At 62.1% G+C, this 16432-nt stretch carries 11 protein-coding genes, 3 pseudogenes and 1 riboswitch; of the genes and pseudogenes, 9 read left to right on the forward strand and 5 right to left on the reverse strand.

Features of this window, described 5'->3' with window-relative positions:
* Window positions 1-2 precede the first annotated feature (2 nt).
* Window positions 3-118, forward strand: a riboswitch (TPP riboswitch).
* A gap of 105 nt (window positions 119-223) precedes the next feature.
* The 6 genes from thiC to ACWUKX_RS29095 are packed head-to-tail and all read left to right on the forward strand — an operon-like array spanning window position 224 to window position 5340.
* Entirely contained in the window at window positions 224-2047 is a 1824-nt protein-coding gene (thiC, locus tag ACWUKX_RS29070; RefSeq protein ID WP_456010106.1) for a phosphomethylpyrimidine synthase ThiC, read from the forward strand.
* A complete protein-coding gene (gene thiO, locus ACWUKX_RS29075) occupies window positions 2044-3042 on the forward strand; it encodes a glycine oxidase ThiO (RefSeq protein ID WP_456010108.1) in 999 nt (332 codons plus the stop codon). The genes thiC and thiO overlap by 4 nt, the downstream gene beginning before the upstream one ends.
* Window positions 3011-3208 carry a sulfur carrier protein ThiS gene (gene thiS / locus ACWUKX_RS29080; protein WP_456010109.1) on the forward strand — a complete coding sequence of 66 codons (198 nt, stop codon included), beginning with the start codon at window positions 3011-3013 and terminating at the stop codon, window positions 3206-3208. The genes thiO and thiS overlap by 32 nt, the downstream gene beginning before the upstream one ends.
* Window positions 3209-3212: 4 nt before the next feature.
* Window positions 3213-3986 carry a thiazole synthase gene (locus tag ACWUKX_RS29085; RefSeq protein ID WP_456010110.1) on the forward strand — a complete coding sequence of 258 codons (774 nt, stop codon included), beginning with the start codon at window positions 3213-3215 and terminating at the stop codon, window positions 3984-3986.
* Window positions 3983-4588: a thiamine phosphate synthase gene (locus tag ACWUKX_RS29090; protein ID WP_456010111.1), complete on the forward strand. Its 606-nt coding sequence runs from the start codon at window positions 3983-3985 to the stop codon at window positions 4586-4588. The genes ACWUKX_RS29085 and ACWUKX_RS29090 overlap by 4 nt, the downstream gene beginning before the upstream one ends.
* Window positions 4579-5340 (forward strand): hydroxymethylpyrimidine/phosphomethylpyrimidine kinase, encoded by a 762-nt coding sequence (locus tag ACWUKX_RS29095; protein ID WP_027155672.1) that lies wholly within the window; start codon window positions 4579-4581, stop codon window positions 5338-5340. Before ACWUKX_RS29090 ends, ACWUKX_RS29095 begins: the two co-directional genes overlap by 10 nt.
* 243 nt (window positions 5341-5583) lie before the next feature.
* On the opposite strand, the gene ACWUKX_RS29100 is transcribed toward ACWUKX_RS29095, so the two are convergent.
* Complete coding sequence (locus ACWUKX_RS29100) at window positions 5584-6975, reverse strand: dicarboxylate/amino acid:cation symporter (RefSeq protein WP_456010112.1); 1392 nt, start codon at window positions 6973-6975, stop codon at window positions 5584-5586.
* 233 nt (window positions 6976-7208) lie between these two features.
* Between ACWUKX_RS29100 and ACWUKX_RS29105 the strand changes: the two are divergent.
* The 3 genes and pseudogenes from ACWUKX_RS29105 to ACWUKX_RS29115 all read left to right on the forward strand — a co-directional run bounded on the left by ACWUKX_RS29105 (window position 7209) and on the right by ACWUKX_RS29115 (window position 11012).
* A pseudogene (locus ACWUKX_RS29105) lies at window positions 7209-9067 on the forward strand (sensor histidine kinase).
* 6 nt (window positions 9068-9073) lie between these two features.
* Window positions 9074-10412 (forward strand): annotated as a pseudogene (locus ACWUKX_RS29110) (sigma-54-dependent transcriptional regulator).
* A gap of 300 nt (window positions 10413-10712) precedes the next feature.
* The gene (locus tag ACWUKX_RS29115; RefSeq protein WP_456010114.1) at window positions 10713-11012 is read left to right on the forward strand and encodes a hypothetical protein; all 300 of its coding nucleotides are present in this window, start codon (window positions 10713-10715) and stop codon (window positions 11010-11012) included.
* A 158-nt stretch (window positions 11013-11170) separates the two neighbouring features.
* On the opposite strand, the pseudogene ACWUKX_RS29120 reads toward ACWUKX_RS29115, so the two are convergent.
* From ACWUKX_RS29120 to ACWUKX_RS29135, 4 genes and pseudogenes are all read right to left on the reverse strand, one after another.
* Window positions 11171-11302: pseudogene (locus tag ACWUKX_RS29120) on the reverse strand (IS630 family transposase); the annotation flags it as partial.
* A 216-nt stretch (window positions 11303-11518) separates the two neighbouring features.
* The gene (locus tag ACWUKX_RS29125) at window positions 11519-11767 is read right to left on the reverse strand and encodes a DUF6074 family protein (RefSeq protein WP_456010115.1); all 249 of its coding nucleotides are present in this window, start codon (window positions 11765-11767) and stop codon (window positions 11519-11521) included.
* Window positions 11768-11989: 222 nt separating this feature from the next.
* Window positions 11990-13204, reverse strand: coding sequence for a M16 family metallopeptidase (locus tag ACWUKX_RS29130; protein ID WP_456010116.1), 1215 nt, complete (start codon window positions 13202-13204; stop codon window positions 11990-11992).
* 146 nt (window positions 13205-13350) lie between these two features.
* Complete coding sequence (locus ACWUKX_RS29135) at window positions 13351-14709, reverse strand: M16 family metallopeptidase (RefSeq protein ID WP_456010117.1); 1359 nt, start codon at window positions 14707-14709, stop codon at window positions 13351-13353.
* Between the last annotated feature and the right edge of the window lie 1723 nt (window positions 14710-16432).

Raw genomic sequence — 16432 nt, forward strand, 5'->3', positions numbered from 1 at the left:
GAGGCATTCACCAGGGGAGTCCCGGCAAGGGGCTGAGATACTGCTGGCTTCGCGGCGCAGTGACCCGTTGAACCTGATCCAGTTCACACTGGCGTAGGGACGGTGCAAGCGCTTTGCGGGAATTCATGCCCGAAAACCTGTTTCGAGCAGGTCGCCCAAGGCGTCTTTTCATCCTTCCGGCACAGAACTGGGTCTCCAATGCAAATGAGCAAAGGAGCCTCAAATGAATGCCTTGACCCCCGCCGTGTCGACGGGACCGCTGCCCGCCTCGCGGAAAACCTACAAGCCCGGCGCCATCCACCCGCAGATCAGGGTGCCGATGCGCGAGATCGCCGTCCACCCGACCGCCGGTGAGCCGCCGGTCACGGTTTACGATCCGTCCGGCCCTTATACCGACCCCACTATCGAGACCAGCATCGAGACCGGCCTTGCCCGGCTGCGCCAGGACTGGATCACGGCACGTGGCGATGTCGAATTCTACGACGGCCGCCACGTCAGGCCGGAGGACAATGGATTTGCGGCGGGCGAGCGCCTGACGCCGGAATTTCGAGTCCGCAACCCTCCGCGGAGGGCCCGGGCCGGCAAGGCGGTGACACAGCTTGCCTATGCCCGCGCCGGGATCATCACCCCCGAAATGGAATTCGTCGCCATTCGCGAGAACCTTGGACGCGAGATCCTGCAAGGCAAGCTGCAGCGGGAGGGCGAGGCCTTCGGTGCCTCGATCCCGGATTTCGTCACGCCGGAGTTCGTGCGTGAAGAGGTGGCGCGGGGGCGCGCAATCATCCCCGCCAACATCAACCACCCCGAAAGTGAGCCGATGATCATCGGCCGCAATTTCCTGGTCAAGATCAACGCCAATATCGGCAATTCCGCCGTCACCTCGTCCATGGCCGAAGAGGTCGAAAAGATGGTCTGGGCGATCCGCTGGGGCGCCGACACGGTGATGGATCTGTCGACCGGCCGCAACATCCACAACATCCGCGAATGGATCATACGCAATTCGCCGGTGCCGATCGGGACGGTGCCGCTCTATCAGGCGCTGGAGAAGGTCGCCGGCATCGCCGAGGACCTCAACTGGGAGGTCTATCGCGATACGCTGATCGAGCAGGCCGAGCAGGGCGTTGACTATTTCACCATCCACGCCGGCGTCCGGCTGCATTACATTCCGCTGACGGTCGAGCGCGTCACCGGGATTGTCAGCAGAGGCGGCTCGATCATGGCGAAATGGTGCCTGCACCATCATCGGGAAAGCTTCCTCTACGAGCATTTCGAGGAAATCTGCGACATCTGTCGCGCCTATGACGTCTCCTTCTCACTCGGCGATGGCCTACGCCCCGGCTCGATCGCCGACGCCAACGACGCGGCGCAATTCGCCGAACTGGAAACGCTCGGTGAGCTGACAAAAATCGCCTGGGCGAAGGATTGCCAAGTCATGATCGAGGGGCCTGGGCATGTCCCCATGCACAAGATCAAGCGGAACATGCACAAGCAGCTCGCCATCTGCGGTGAGGCACCCTTCTACACGCTCGGACCGCTGACGACCGATATTGCGCCCGGCTATGACCACATCACCAGCGGAATCGGTGCTGCCATGATCGGCTGGTTCGGCACCGCCATGCTCTGCTATGTGACGCCGAAGGAGCATCTCGGTCTGCCGGATCGCAACGACGTCAAGACCGGTGTGATAACCTACAAAATAGCCGCGCACGCCGCCGACCTCGCCAAGGGCCATCCGGCGGCGAAAATCCGCGACGATGCGCTGTCACGGGCCCGGTTCGAGTTCCGCTGGGAAGACCAGTTCAACCTCTCGCTCGACCCTGAAACGGCGCGCTCGTTCCACGACGAGACCTTGCCGAAGGAGGCGCACAAGCTGGCGCATTTCTGTTCCATGTGCGGGCCGAAATTCTGCTCGATGCGCATCTCCCATGACATCCGCGCCGAAGCACAGAAGGAGGGAATGGCGGCGATGGCGGAAAAATATCGCGCGGGCGGCGACCTCTATATGCCGGTGAGTGACACCACGCCCAAGGTGCCGGAGCCGTCATGAGGGTGCTGGTCAAAGGGGCCGGCGTCGCTGGCCTCACAGCTGCCTTCGAACTTGCCGCTCGCGGCGCAGCGGTCACCGTGGCCGAAATCGGGTGTAGTCTCGGCGGCGCATCGTGGTTTGCCGGCGGCATGCTAGCGCCCTGGTGCGAACGCGAAAGCGCCGAGCAGCCTGTGCTGGACCTCGGACGCGGCGCCGCCGACTGGTGGGATGCGGCGCTGCCCGGCCAGGTGACGCGGGCCGGAACGCTCGTTGTTGCAGCGCCGCGGGATGCGGGCGAGCTTGACCGTTTCGCAAGCCGCACCTCAGGCCATTGCTGGATCGATGAAGAGGAAATCGCGCGGCTGGAGCCCGATCTCGCCGGCCGTTTCCGGCGCGGGCTGTTCTTCCCCGGCGAGGCGCATCTCGACCCGCGCCAGGCGATGGCAGCGCTTCACGAAAAGCTCGCCGCCATGGGCGTCGACTTCCGCTTTGCCACGGACGCCCGGCAGCTTTCCGGGTTCGAACGCGAGATCGACTGCATAGGAATGGCAGCGGGTAATGAGAGGCTGCGCGGCGTTCGCGGCGAAATGCTTATCCTGCGCACGCCCGAAATCTCGCTGTCGCGCCCGGTGCGGCTGCTTCATCCGCGCTTTCCGCTCTACGTGGTGCCGCGCAGCGATCACCGTTTCATGGCCGGCGCCACGATGATCGAGAGCGATGACTGTGGTCCGGTCGCGGTCCGTTCGATGATGGAACTTCTCAGCGCTGCCTGCGCGCTCCACCCGGCCTTCGGTGAGGCCGGCATCATCGAGACCGGCGCCGGTATTCGCCCGGCCTTTGCCGACAATCTGCCGCGTGTCGAAGCACGTGGAAATGGCGTCGCCATCAACGGGCTCTACCGCCATGGTTTCCTTCTTGCGCCCGCCATGGCGCGGCTGGCCGCCGCTCTTGTCTTCGATCATGCCAAATTCGAGGAACTTGCTCATGCAACTGATCGTCAACGGCGAAGCGCTTGAGAATGACGCCACGACACTGGCGGCGCTGCTTGCCGCGCTCGCCTATGAGGGCGATTGGCTGGCAACGGCTGTCAACAGCGACCTTGTGCACAAAGCAAACCGGGCAGAATTCCTGTTGAGCGAAGGCGACCGGATCGAGATCCTGTCACCCATGCAGGGTGGGTAGGACCATGTTCGATCTTTTTGGAACGACGCTTCCCTCACGCCTGCTTCTCGGCACCGCCCAATATCCTTCACCAGCCATCCTTGCCGATGCTGTCAAGGCGTCCGGGACGTCGGTGGTGACCGTCTCCTTGCGGCGTGAAATGGCAGGCGGCAAGGCTGGCGAGAATTTCTGGTCGTTGATCCGCTCGCTCGGCGTCCACGTCCTACCCAACACTGCCGGCTGCCATTCCGTCAAGGAGGCGGTCACGACCGCGAAAATGGCGCGCGAAGTCTTCGGCACAGACTGGATCAAGCTCGAAGTGATCGGCAACCATGATACCCTCCAGCCGGACGTGTTTGGCCTGGTCGAAGCCGCCCGAATCCTGTGCGAAGACGGTTTTGCGGTCCTCCCCTACACCACCGACGATCTTGTCGTTGCGGAACGGCTGCTGGACGCGGGCTGCAAGGTCTTAATGCCATGGTGCGCGCCGATCGGTTCCGCGCTCGGCCCGGTCAACATCCCGGGGCTGCGCTCGATGCGTGGACATTTTCCCGGCGTCCCGCTGATCGTCGATGCGGGGCTTGGACGACCATCGCACGCGGCGACCGTCATGGAACTCGGCTTCGACGCCGTGCTCCTGAATACGGCGGTTGCCAAGGCAGCCGATCCGATCGGCATGGCGCGCGCGTTCGGCAAGGCGGTCGATGCCGGCCGTGAAGCTTTCTGCTCGGGAATGCTCGAACCGCGCGATGTCGCCATACCGTCGACACCGACATTTGGCAGGGCGGTTTTTTCATGAAGCTCGACCCCTTCTACCTGATCGTCGACAGCGCTGCCTGGATCGAACGGCTCGTCCCGCTTGGCGTTAAGCTGGTGCAGTTGCGCATCAAGGACAGGGACGAGCCCATGCTGCAGATGGAAATCCGCCGCGCGATCGACGTCTGCACGGCCCATGGTTGTCAACTGATCATCAACGACTATTGGCGGCTCGCCATTGAGGAAGGCTGCGACTTCGTCCATCTCGGTCAAGAGGATCTGGCTGCGGCCGATCTGCTGGCGATTAAATACGCCGGATTGAAGCTCGGGCTTTCGACCCACGATCACGCCGAACTGGAAACGGCGCTCGCGGCCGAGCCGGACTACGTGGCGCTGGGGCCCATTTATCCGACTAGCCTCAAGAAGATGAAATGGGCGCCGCAAGGGCTCGAACGGATCAGCGCGTGGAAAGACAGGGTTGCGCCGATCCCGCTGGTTGCCATCGGCGGGCTCAGCCCTGACCGGCTCGACGGTGTCTTTGAGGCTGGCGCCGACAGCGCGGCTGTGGTTACCGATATCAGCCTGAATGCCGATCCCGAAGCGCGCACGCAAGAATGGATCGAGAAGACCAACCGGTGGCGCTAAGACAAGAGCCACATGTGCTTGTCGTCGGTGGATCGGACTCCAGCGGCGGTGCCGGCGTTGCACGCGACATCGAGACGATCTCTGCCATCGGTGTGCGCACCTGCCTTGCCGTCACTGCGGTGACGGTGCAGAGACACGATGCAGTCATCGCAATCCATCATCTGCAGCCGGGCCTTGTCGCCGACCAGATGCGCGCAGCACTGCGGGCCAACAAGGTGTTGGCCATCAAGATCGGCATGCTCTCAACCGCGCGGGTCATTGTTGCGGTTGCGGCCGTGCTCAGCGAATATCCACGGATACCGGCAGTACTCGACCCGGTGCTGGCTTCCTCTTCGGGCAGGCCGCTCCTGGAGGCGAATGCGATCGGCGTCATGAAGCGTGATCTCATGCCGCTTTGCCATCTCGTAACTCCAAACCTCATCGAACTGGCGGTCCTTGTCGGTGCGGAACTGGCAGCGGACGATGATGACACGCTCCGGCAGGGAAAAAGATTGCTCGCGTGCGGGCCGCAGGCGCTGTTGCTCAAAGGTGGCCATGCGACCGGACCGCGATCCACCGATATCCTGTTGACCTACAATCAGGAACCCATTCGCTTCGACACACCCCGTCTTGCCGGAACAATGCGCGGGACCGGCTGCATGCTGGCCAGCGCCATCGCCGCGCATCTGGCGAATGCGAGGTCGCTTGAAGAGAGCGTTCTCGAAAGCAAGCGATTTGTGCTCAAGAGGCTTAAAGAGAATTCTGCCGGATGATCCTACAAGCCATCCGAGCTCCCATCGAAGAGATTGTGCTTGGCTCCCGGCGCCGGCCGACGCGATTTTATAGTGATTGGCAAACTGAGCGTCATTCCTCGACGTCACAGGTCCCCTCCTCGGGGCGATGAGGTGCAAAGATCGCCGGGGATTACGGCCAGCAGTTCCGCCGCCCGGCGTTGCGATGGCGGCGAGTGGGTGACAAGCCCGGCCCGGAGCAAAACCGGCCCGGGCTGAACCGTCTCAATGAGGTTTGCTTTCATACATCTCGTTGCCCCAGCACCGTGGTCGATGCTTGGGCGAGATGGAGACATCCTCGACTTGCAGCGACAGGTCTGCCTCGTCTGGCAATTCACCGGCCATAGCGGCGGCGAGCTTCGCCTGATCGAGCTCCTTTTCCCAGCGCGCCACCACAATCGTCGCTACCGCATTGCCGACGAGATTGGTCAGCGCCCGGCACTCCGACATGAAGCGGTCGACGCCGAGGATCAGCGCCATGCCGGCAACCGGCACGGAGGGCACGACCGACAGCGTCGCCGCCAGCGTGATGAAGCCAGCGCCGGTGATGCCGGCGGCACCCTTGGAGCTGAGCATGGCGACGAGAAGCAAAAGGACCTGGTCGCCGAGAGTGAGGGGCGTGTCGGTCGCCTGTGCGATGAACAATGCCGCCAGCGTCATGTAGATGTTGGTGCCGTCGAGGTTGAAGGAATAGCCGGTCGGGATGACCAGGCCGACGACCGAGCGCTTGCAGCCGGCGCGCTCCATCTTGACCATGAGGCCGGGGAGCGCCGCCTCTGAAGACGAGGTGCCGAGAACCAGGAGCAACTCTTCCTTGATGTAGCGGATCAACGCCAGGATCGAGAAGCCGTTGTAGCGGGCGACCGCGCCGAGCACCACTAGTACGAATAGCAGCGAGGTCGCATAGAACGTGCCGATCAGCATGGCGAGATTGGCCATCGAGCCGATGCCGTATTTGCCGATGGTGAAGGCCATGGCGCCGAAGGCGCCTATGGGTGCGGCCTTCATGAGGATGGCGACAAGGCGGAAAATCGGCGCGGTCAGTGCCTGCAGGAAATCGACGACGGCACGGCCGCTGTCGCCGACCAGCCCCATCGCAATGCCGAACAGCACCGAAAAGAACAGCACCTGCAATACATCGCCCTGCACGAAGGCGCCGGTGATCGTATCGGGAATGATGTTCATCAGAAAGCCGACGATGGTGGTGTCATGCGCCTTTTCGGTAAAGGTCATCACCTTCGATGCGTCGAGTGTGGCCGGATTGATGTGCATGCCGACGCCGGGCTGGACAACGTTCGAGACGATGAGGCCGATAACCAGCGCCAGCGTCGAGAATACCAGGAAATAGACCATCGCTTTACCGGCGACACGGCCGACTTTCTGCAGGTCGGATACGCCGGCAATGCCGGTCGCCACCGTCAGGAAGATCACCGGCGCGATGATCATCTTCACCAGTTTGATGAAGGCGTCGCCGAACGGCTTCATCGCGGCACCTGTCTCCGGATAGAAATGTCCAAGCAGCACCCCGGCGGCGATCGCCACCAGGACCTGCACATAGAGATGCCGATAGAAGGGAACCTTGCCGCGCGGCTCGGCGGCAGCGATCGTTGTCTGCATGATATCCTCCGTTGCGCCCCGATCGGGAGACCCGACCTCCCGGGACTAAGCTTCAACAGCCTCGCGGCTGCTGAATCTGAATTCGCAACTGGCGTGCCAGACGCAGCCTGTTGTCGATAAGTGCTGATCTTTAGCGCGTAATCATCAATTCACGTCGCTTGCCTCTGGGCAAAAAGTGCGGTTGCCCGCACAAATATGATTGCCCGTTGTGCGAAATCATGCACAAATGAACGATGCTGCAGCGCCCCGCCTCCGACCTGCCTTCGACGCCCGAGCAACTCGGCAGGCGTGCGGTCCGAGCCTGGTTTGGGTTCGCGGCAATAGGGGTCGCGATCATTGCCTCGGCGCTCCATAGCTCCGGCCTCTACGCTCGGGACATTGAACTCAAGGCGCTGGCGGCGCACGCGCGCACAGATGCGAACCTGAAAGTGGCGCTGCTTACCGCTGTTTTGGAAAATCCACGCGCACTGCCGCTGCTGTTATCGGAGGACCAGCAGGTGCACGATGCTTCTGGCACGGCGCGATGCCGTCGCGATCGATGTGCTGAACCGCAAGCTTGAAAGCCTTGTCTCCGGCACCAAGGCATCGGTGCTCTACGTTGCTGGCACCGATGGCATAGCGGCCGCGTCTAGCAACTGGCGCGAGCCGAACAGCTTCGTGGGCAGCGACTACGGCTTTCGCGCCTATTTCTCCAGAGCGATGCAAAACGGAACAGCCGAATATTTCGCGCTCGGCAATGTCAGCAAGCGTGCCGGTCTTTACATTTCGCGGCGTGTCGGCAGCGCCTCAGCACCTCTCGGCGTCGTCGTCGTCAAGATGGAATTCGACCAGCTCGAGGCGAACTGGCGCGAGGCGAATCGGCCGACCTATGTCAGCGACGAACATGGTGTCGTGCCGGTCACCAGCATTCCATCCTGGCGCTTCATGACGACAGCAGCCCTTGCCGGGCCCAACGTTGCCGCGATCCGCGACAGCGAGCAGGTCGGAGATGCGCCGCTTATGCCCTTGCCGATCACGCGACCCGAGACATTGAGCCAGGAGGTATCGATTGTCCATGTCATCACGCCAGGCAGCAACGACGCGGAATATCTGCGCCTCTCGAGGCTGGTCCCCCCACACCCTGGCGGCTCGACTATCTCGTCCCTGCGGAAGTGCCGATCGCTGCCGCTGTCCGTGGCATGCGGCTTCTCGCGCTTGGGATCGTGCTTCCGCTCCTCGGCCTGGCTGCGTATCTGCTCTGGCGCCGGCAATCGGCGCAAATGCGGATCGCGACCGAACAGGCGGCGCGCTCCGAGCTCGAACGCCGTGTCGCCGAACGCACCCAGGATCTAAGCCGCGCCCGCGATCGGCTGCAGTCAGAGATCATCGGTCACCGCAGTACGGAAGCGAAACTCCAGGTGGTGCAGCAGGAACTGGTCCAGGCAAATCGACTGGCCATCCTTGGCCAGGTCGCGGCCGGCGTAGCGCATGAGATCAACCAACCGGTTGCTACCATCCGGGCCTATGCCGACAATGCCCGGACCTTCCTGGAGCGCAAACAGACCGCTCCGGTCGAGGAGAACCTCGGCGCCATAGCCGCGCTGACGGAACGCATCGACTCGATCACCGAGGACTTGAAGGCCTTCGCCCGCAAGGGCCGCACCGCCGCTGGCCCGGTGGAATTGCGCGGCGTCATTGAGAGTGCAGTAGTGCTGCTAAGAAGCCGTTTTGGCGGCCGGCTCGACGCGCTTGTCGTCGAGCCGGCGCCCGCTCCGTTCAAGGTCATGGGAACCGGGTCCGGCTCGAACAGGTGCTAATCAATCTGTTTCAGAATGCGCTGGAGGCGCTTGACGGCTGCGACCACGCTAGGCTGGAGGGTTCGGTGGAGGAAACGACTGATGGCGTGGCGCTCAGCGTATTGGACAACGGGCCCGGCATTCCGCCGGCCATCCTGAAGTCGCTGTTCACGCCGTTCAACACGTCGAAGGAAACCCGCCTGGGCCTAGGCTTGGTGATCTCGAAGGACATCGTCGCCGACTATGGCGGCCGCATCGAGGTCGCGAGTGGCGACAGCGGCACATGCTTCACCGTTCATCTTTTGAAGGCAGCGTAGTCGAGCATGACACACCAGAGCGCAGCACCGGTCGTCCTGATCGATGACGACCGTGACCTCCTGAAAGTCACCGCGCAGACGCTCGAGCTTGCCGGATTCGCGGTGTTGGCGTTTTCAATGGCATCAAAGGCCCTGGCCGGCATCGATTCCGATTTTGCCGGTGTGGTTGTGTCCGACATCCGCATGCCAGAGATCGATGGCTTGCAGCTTTTCGACCGCATCCTGCGGCTCGATCCGGACATCCCCGTCATCCTCATCACCGGTCACGGAGGCGTCCCAATGGCAGTCAAGGCGATCAAGGATGGCGTCTACGACTTCATCACCAAGCCGTTCGCCGCTGATGGACTGACCCAGAGTGTGCGGCGGGCAGCGGAAAAACGCCGCCTGACCATGGAGAACCGGGCCCTGCGCGAGGCGGGCGAGCTGGCGCAGGACAGCTTGCCGCTGATCGGCCAGACGCCGGCGATGGAAAGGCTGCGCCGCACTCTACGGCAAATCGCAGACACCGACGTCGACGTGCTGGTGACCGGGGAGACCGGCTCCGGCAAGGAGGTGGTGGCCGGGTTGCTGCACCGCTGGAGCCGCCGCGGCAAGGGCAATTTCGTCGCGCTGAATTGCGGGACGTTGCCGGAGACGGTGATCGAAAGCGAGTTGTTCGGCCATGAGGCAGGCGCTTTCACCGGCGCGCAGAAGAAGCGGATCGGTCGCATCGAGCATTCAAGCGGCGGCACGCTGTTCCTCGACGAGATTGAAAGCATGCCGGCGTCGACACAAGTGCGGATGTTGCGTGTGTTGGAAATGCGCGAGGTCATGCCGCTCGGTACCAATGACGTAAGGCCAGTGGATCTGCGCGTCGTCGCCGCCGCCAAGGTCGATCTCGGCGACCCGCGCCAGCGCGGCAATTTCCGGGAGGATCTCTTACCGGCTCAACGTGGTGACCGTCTCCCTTCCACCGCTACGCGAGCGCCGCGACGATATTGCTCTTCTGTTCGGCTACTTCGCAGAGCGTGCCGCGGCCCGCTTCCGCCGCCCGGTGCCTGCCGGACCGGCGTCGTTGCACCGCTATCTGCACGAGCATGACTGGCCGGGCAATGTGCGCGAACTGGCGCATTTTGCCGAACGTTTCGTGCTCGGGCTGGCACAAGAAATGCAGACACTACCCTCTGATGCGGCTCGGCCGCTGCCCGAGCGCCTGGAGCGCTATGAGGCCGACATCATCCGCGAGACGCTGGGCCGCAACGGCGGCGATGTCAGGCGTACGGTCGAGGCGTTGGGCATTCCGCGGAAGACCTTTTACGATAAGTTGCAGCGCCACGGCATTGTAAGGGGCGATTTTTCCAAGTAGTCGGCAATCTTCAAACTCGGTGCAAAAGCTCGACGCGCGCGAAAGGCAGGCCGCAGGTGCTACAGACAGGCCCGAAATTCATTCTTCTTCTCTCGTTGTGGAATTGAACTCGGTTGTCGGTCCTCCTAAAGAAACGTCCGGAGAGGACGAAGCGCGACCTGTTCTCTGCTGCGCGCGGTGGCGGCCGAATCATATCTTCTTAACGCAAGCTAAGAGTCTCCTCCCGGACCGCATCTTCGGCCTTGGATCGCTGCTGGTCCGCGCGGTAATCCCTTCGCCGTCCGCGTCGATCTCTTCGAGATGCAGCAGGCAATGGTCGCGTGGACCATGCACCACCATGTTCAATCCCTCGGGCATGTGTCGCCGGGGCGGAGGGCCTTCCCCATCCTGCCGAGATGGACCAGCACATCTATGCCGGGCCAAGTTGAGCCCGCCGGCTCGGCGCGCTTCCTGATTTCTGACCACCCGGTCGTGTTCAGCATCGACCTTGTCGAACATTGCCTTGAAATTGAGCCGTCCGCCATCCTCGCTGATCGTGTTGAAGTCGTTCTCCGAACCCGCGTTCAGGATCCGACAGCGACCATCTTGTTCGCCATATGAGTGCATCTTATCTTGTCGCTATGTCGAAACCACCAAGTCCCCTAAAAAGCACCATTATGTAACTCAGGCGCAACTGCGTCACTTTGCGCGTGACAACGGGCACACGCAGATCCACGTCTTCGACAAGACGACCGGCCAGAGCTTCACGTCGTCGATCACCGCAGAACGATCCGGCATCGTTCAGCCATCGACCGCGCCACACGACGCCGGCGAAGCTGACGCTCGAGATAGGCCCGCTCATCCGCACTCAACACCAGCGGCGAAATCGGACGTCCAGTCGCATTGGCCATCGACTCGCTCCTTCTTCAGTCACGAGCACAACCCTATAATGAAAATGAAACTTCAGTTCCAAATGACTAGCCCGAGAGCACATTAGGCGCGCATCGACGAAGCGGCGATCGTTTCATCCGCATTGAGAAAACCGTACAATTGGCGGATGCAGTGATGCTACCCTTAACGAAGCCCCGGGGGTTCTCCACGCGACAACCATTCCTCGTACGCCGATGCTATTGTGCGAATCTCGAAGACCGGGTGACTATATCGCCTAAGACAGCACGGAGAAGCGTTCTAACTTCCTGTTCGGCGAGCCCCGGCGCAACTCCTGATTCGGACAGTTGGACGAGTATTGTCTTGACGGTGCTGCGCCAGAAGGCATTTGCGTCCTCCCCGTTCTTGGATTCCAGGACCCGGGCGATAGATTCGACCAATTTTCGCCGACGATGCAGCGGAAACGCGCTTATGTTTGATTCACCCATCGACCACCTATTGCCTTCAGTCTCGCGAATAACCCGTCGCGGGTTAAAAAATTTCGTTAACAGCGCCTTTTTTGGACATCGGGGGAAACGCTCGCCGAAACCGGCTGACGCATCGCAGGGCCGCTGAAACCGCTCCGCGGGGCCTCATTAGCCCACCGAACCGGAATTTCGCTCCCCGCGAAATGGGTCCCGAATATGGGGTCCTGGGGCTTATCCGTTGCCTCATACCGGCGGGCCGACAACCATAATGGCGGGCTCGCCCGAAAGCAGCTTCTTGGCCGCTGCCTTGACCTGGTCGAGCGTCACCTGATCGATGAGGGCAGCGCGGCGCTGGATGTAATCGGTGCCGAGCTTGTCGAGCTGCCACTCGATGAGCGTGGCTGCAATCGTGATGGAGGAGCCCAGTTTGCGGATGGCATAGGCGCCGATCAAATATTTCTTGCTCGCCTCGAGCTCGGCCTCGGTCGGACCTTCTTCCGCTATCTTCTTCACCACCTTGCGCACCAGGTTCAGCGTCCCGGCCGCCCTGTCCGAACGCGTCGCCGTCATAACCTGCAGCGCGTTGGAATGCTGGTGGTCGACCAAGCTGGAATAGGCGCTATAGGTCAAGCCGCGCTCGCGCACCTCCTGCCACAGGCGCGACATGACGGGCGAGCCGCCGAGGATTTCGTTCAGCAGCTCCGCGGCGTAGAAATCTGGCGCGCTGCGCTTCACCCCGGGATAAGCCAACCGCAGCAACGTCTGCGGCAGATCGTAGTCGACCGCCACCTGTTGGCCGAGCTTCGGATCGACATCGGCGACGGGGGCGCGCGACTGGTTATGAGGCAAATCGCCGAACAGCTGGTCGAGCTTTTTACGCAGCGTCTTCGCATCGATGTCGCCGACCACCGCCACATGCAGGCCGTCGCGGGCAAAAGTGGCCTTGTGGAAGGAGCTGAGATCGGCTGGTGTGATGCCAGCGAGGCTCTCTCTAGTGCCCTCGGCCGGCCTCGAATAGGGATGTGTGCCGTAGATCGCGCGCAGCCATTTGCGCTCGGCGATCGCCTCGGGGTCGCGCTCATTGGCGATGATGCCGGAAAGGATCTGGGCGCGGATGCGGTCGATCGGCTCCCGGTCGAAGCGCGGCCTGTTGACCGCGAGCCGAAGCAAATCGAAAGCGGCGTTCTGCTGCTCGGACAGCATGTGCATCGCGCCATGAATGCCGTCACGCTGCGCCTTAAAGCTCATCTCGGCGCCGGCATCGTCTAGCTTCACCTGGAAGGCATCGCTGTCGAGATCGCCGGCGCCCTCGGCCAACAGGGCGCTCATCAGATTGGCGAGCCCCTCCTTGCCGGCCGGGTCCTGCGTGGTGCCGCCGTCGAAGACGAAGTGAATGGCAGTGATCGGCGTCGTGTGGTCCTCCACCAGCCAGGCGTCGATGCCTTTTTCAGATTTCACGTCCTGGATGTTCAGGCGTTTAGCGCCGGCAGGATGAGGAACGAAATCGCGAGGAGAAGGGTCGCCAGCGGCGTGGCGAGGCGCGCTGCCCTCCCTTCTCCAAGGAGAGCCCGCCTGTGCGAAGACGCCACAGCGTTGGTTCGTCATCACATCAAATTCTCCGTCTTGGGCAAGAGATAGCCGGTGGTCGAATGGTCGAGCGCGAGATATCGGGCGGCGACCGCCTTCACCTGATCGGTGGTGACCTTGCGGATGCGGTCCGGCCATTCCTCGACGTCCTGCACGGTGCCGCCGGTGGCGAGCGTGGAACCAAACAAATTGGCCACATGGTACTGCTTGCTGCGGGCGAAGATCCGCGAGCGGACACAGCGGTTCTTGGCCTTTTCCAGCTCGTCATCCGTCACACCGTCCTTGACGATGCGGGCGATCACTGCATGGGCCGCCGCCTCCAGATCGGCGAGCTTGGCATCGCCGCGCGGCGAGCCGTAGATGGTGAGCCTGGTGGCATCCAGCATGGCGCCCTGGAAATAAGCGCCGGCCTTGGCGGCAATGCCCCCTTTCACCAACTGCTGATAGAGCCGGCTGCGATTGCCGCCGCCGAGAATTTCGGCCAGGAGGTCCAGCGCCTCGGCCTCACCGGGCTCGGCCGTCCGATAGGACGGCACCACCCAATGGGTGGAAAAGCTGAGCACCGAAACGCGTGCGTCGCTAAGCGTCACCGTGCGCCTGGTGTTCTGCTCCGGTTCGACCGGGCGGGTGCGCGGGGGTAAATCAGGACCCGGCGCGAGCTTGCCATAGGTCTTCTCGGCCAGCTCCTTCACCGTCTCCGGATCGACATCGCCGGCCACCACCAGCACGGCGTTGTTGGGCCTGTAATATTTGTCGTAGAAGGCGTTAGCGTCGTTCCAGGTCAGCTTCTCGATCTCTTGCATCCAGCCGATGATCGGGATGCGGTAAGGCTGGTTCTGCCAGAGGGTCGCGGCAACCTGCTCTTCCAGCATCGTGTGCGGATTGTTGTCAACGCCCAAACGGCGCTCCTCCATGATCACGTCGCGCTCGGTCTTGATATCATCGTCGGTGAGGATGAGGTTGACCATGCGATCCGCTTCGAAGCTCATCACCTGTTCCAACGCCGAAGGCGCTACCGTTTCATGGTAGGCGGTGAAGTCGTAAAAGGTGAAGGCATTGATCGAGCCGCCGATGGCCAAGACGGCGCGGCCAAGCTCGCCGGCCGCATGGTTGGTTGTCGCCGCCTTGAACATCAGATGCTCGAAGAAATGGGCAAGGCCAGATTTGCCCGGCGGCTCGTCGGCGCTGCCGATCTTATACCACCCCATATGGGTGACGATCGGCGCACGGTGATCGGGGATGACGACCACCTCCATGCCGTTGTCGAGCAGGAAATTCGTCACTTTACGGCCGCCCGTGACGGCCAGAGCCGGAGCGCTGGTCACCAGGGTGGTCGCAGCAGGCATTCTGCGCAGCCCGTCAGACAGAACTTTCATCAATGGCTCCGGTTGTAGTGGTGGGGCGAGGGCAAGGTTCTAGGCAAAGTGAGTTGGTCCTCGGTTTGAGGACGTTGGGTACCTCCCTCCCTCTCTGGGGTAGGTGGATCGCGGGCAGCGCCGCGCCGGAGCAATCTTCTTCATGTCGCCAGGCCTCACTCGAGCGTCATCCTTGGCGGATCGGGAGACCCGCGGCGGCGGTGGCTTTCGGGGAGGTGATCATGGAACGTCTTCTCCTTGTCCCTGACGTGTCTGCGGATGACCGCGCATGTACCATGCCAAATGAGAAAACCGTTCAAAGGCAATGTGATAGATTTGGCTCTGCTACGTTGCGCGTCCGATATTGTTGGACATTGGACAGCGCCGAACGTGTGGTAGGTTAGGGACACACATTGCTCGTGCGAGCCACGATTGAGCGTGCTGCCGCGCAAGCGGATAGGATGCGCCTCGAACTGGCCGAGCACTGAGAGTGTTGGAATTGAGTGGAAGCTGGCGAAGGCCTGGAGACTAGGGTGGTCGCCGCGGAACGCTGTCCTCGACAGGCAGGTTAGGACCGCAACGAGCACAGAAGTCTAGAGCGCGGCTGGCCAGGAAGGGGAGCCGGCCGCCGGGCGACTCGCCGTGGAAGAATGCTGCATCGAGCATTCCCCGCTCGAATAGATGAATGACCGCCCACCCATTCGGCAATTGACCGAAGCCGCTTGGGCCGAACGAAGAGCGGCCGTAGCAGTGCGGTTATCCAAGCTCGAATTTAGCGTCGGGGCCTGTTCCTCGATCGTGCGCTGGTTCATCATGTGGTCGGTCGTCGGTGGTTCCTTCAAATCAGGCTGGTGTCAGCAACCCGACCTTACCGGGGAATATCGATGACCACTGCGACGCCGCTCGCTTGCTTCTGCGCTGTTGAGGGCGCTCTCGCGAGCACCTTCGTCAACGCCGACCTAAGCCACGTCGCTTCGATGTCATCGTCTGCGAAATTCAACCACGCGCCATCATCAAGACTGACCGAGTTGAGGGAGGCCTATTCGTTGTATCACGCGGCTGTGCCTGGCCGTTCGAGAACGGCATAGTAAGTGCCTCAATTCTGGATGCCGCGGTTGGTCAGCACCTGCCTTAGTTTTACTCCTGATTGACGAGCGAATAGCAGCTTTCTGGTGTTCTTACTCGGCTGGGCTGGCGGGTACGCAGTAAACGGCCCTTCTTTCGAGCTTTGCGCGGTGCGATGTCGTCGATTTGCGCGCGGACAATAGCTGGTAGACCCGCTGCTACGCTTCGATGAGGAAGCGGCCTGCGGTTTCATTGGGCCTGAATGGTTGCGAGGCGTGTCCGGGCGAGGCAGCACAGCGGCTTGCAGCTTGTATAAGAGCGGCAAGCGCCGGCATTTCTGAGGTCTTCAGCTTCCGGCATGGTTGCCCATCCACGCCCGGATCGGTCCAAGGGCCCAGTCGCGAACCCGCGCCAGCAAGGCCGCGTCCGACCACGGCGCCTGTCCCACGAAATGCAGCAGAGACTGATGCTTGGCCGCCATCCGCGACGGCGGCCGCGGGTTGTCAGCACGTCAAGGGCCATGCTGTCGACCGCGTGGCGAGCTTGGCGCCGACGGCGTCCACGTCGACTGAATCTGCTGACAATGAGGACTTGTAGGATCCCCCAGTAGGGGAAAACCCATGACGATCATCTTCACGCCGGCCGCGATCTGAAGCACGCGTCCGGCGCGCTTCATGCC

Source organism: Mesorhizobium sp. f-mel, from assembly GCF_053850215.1.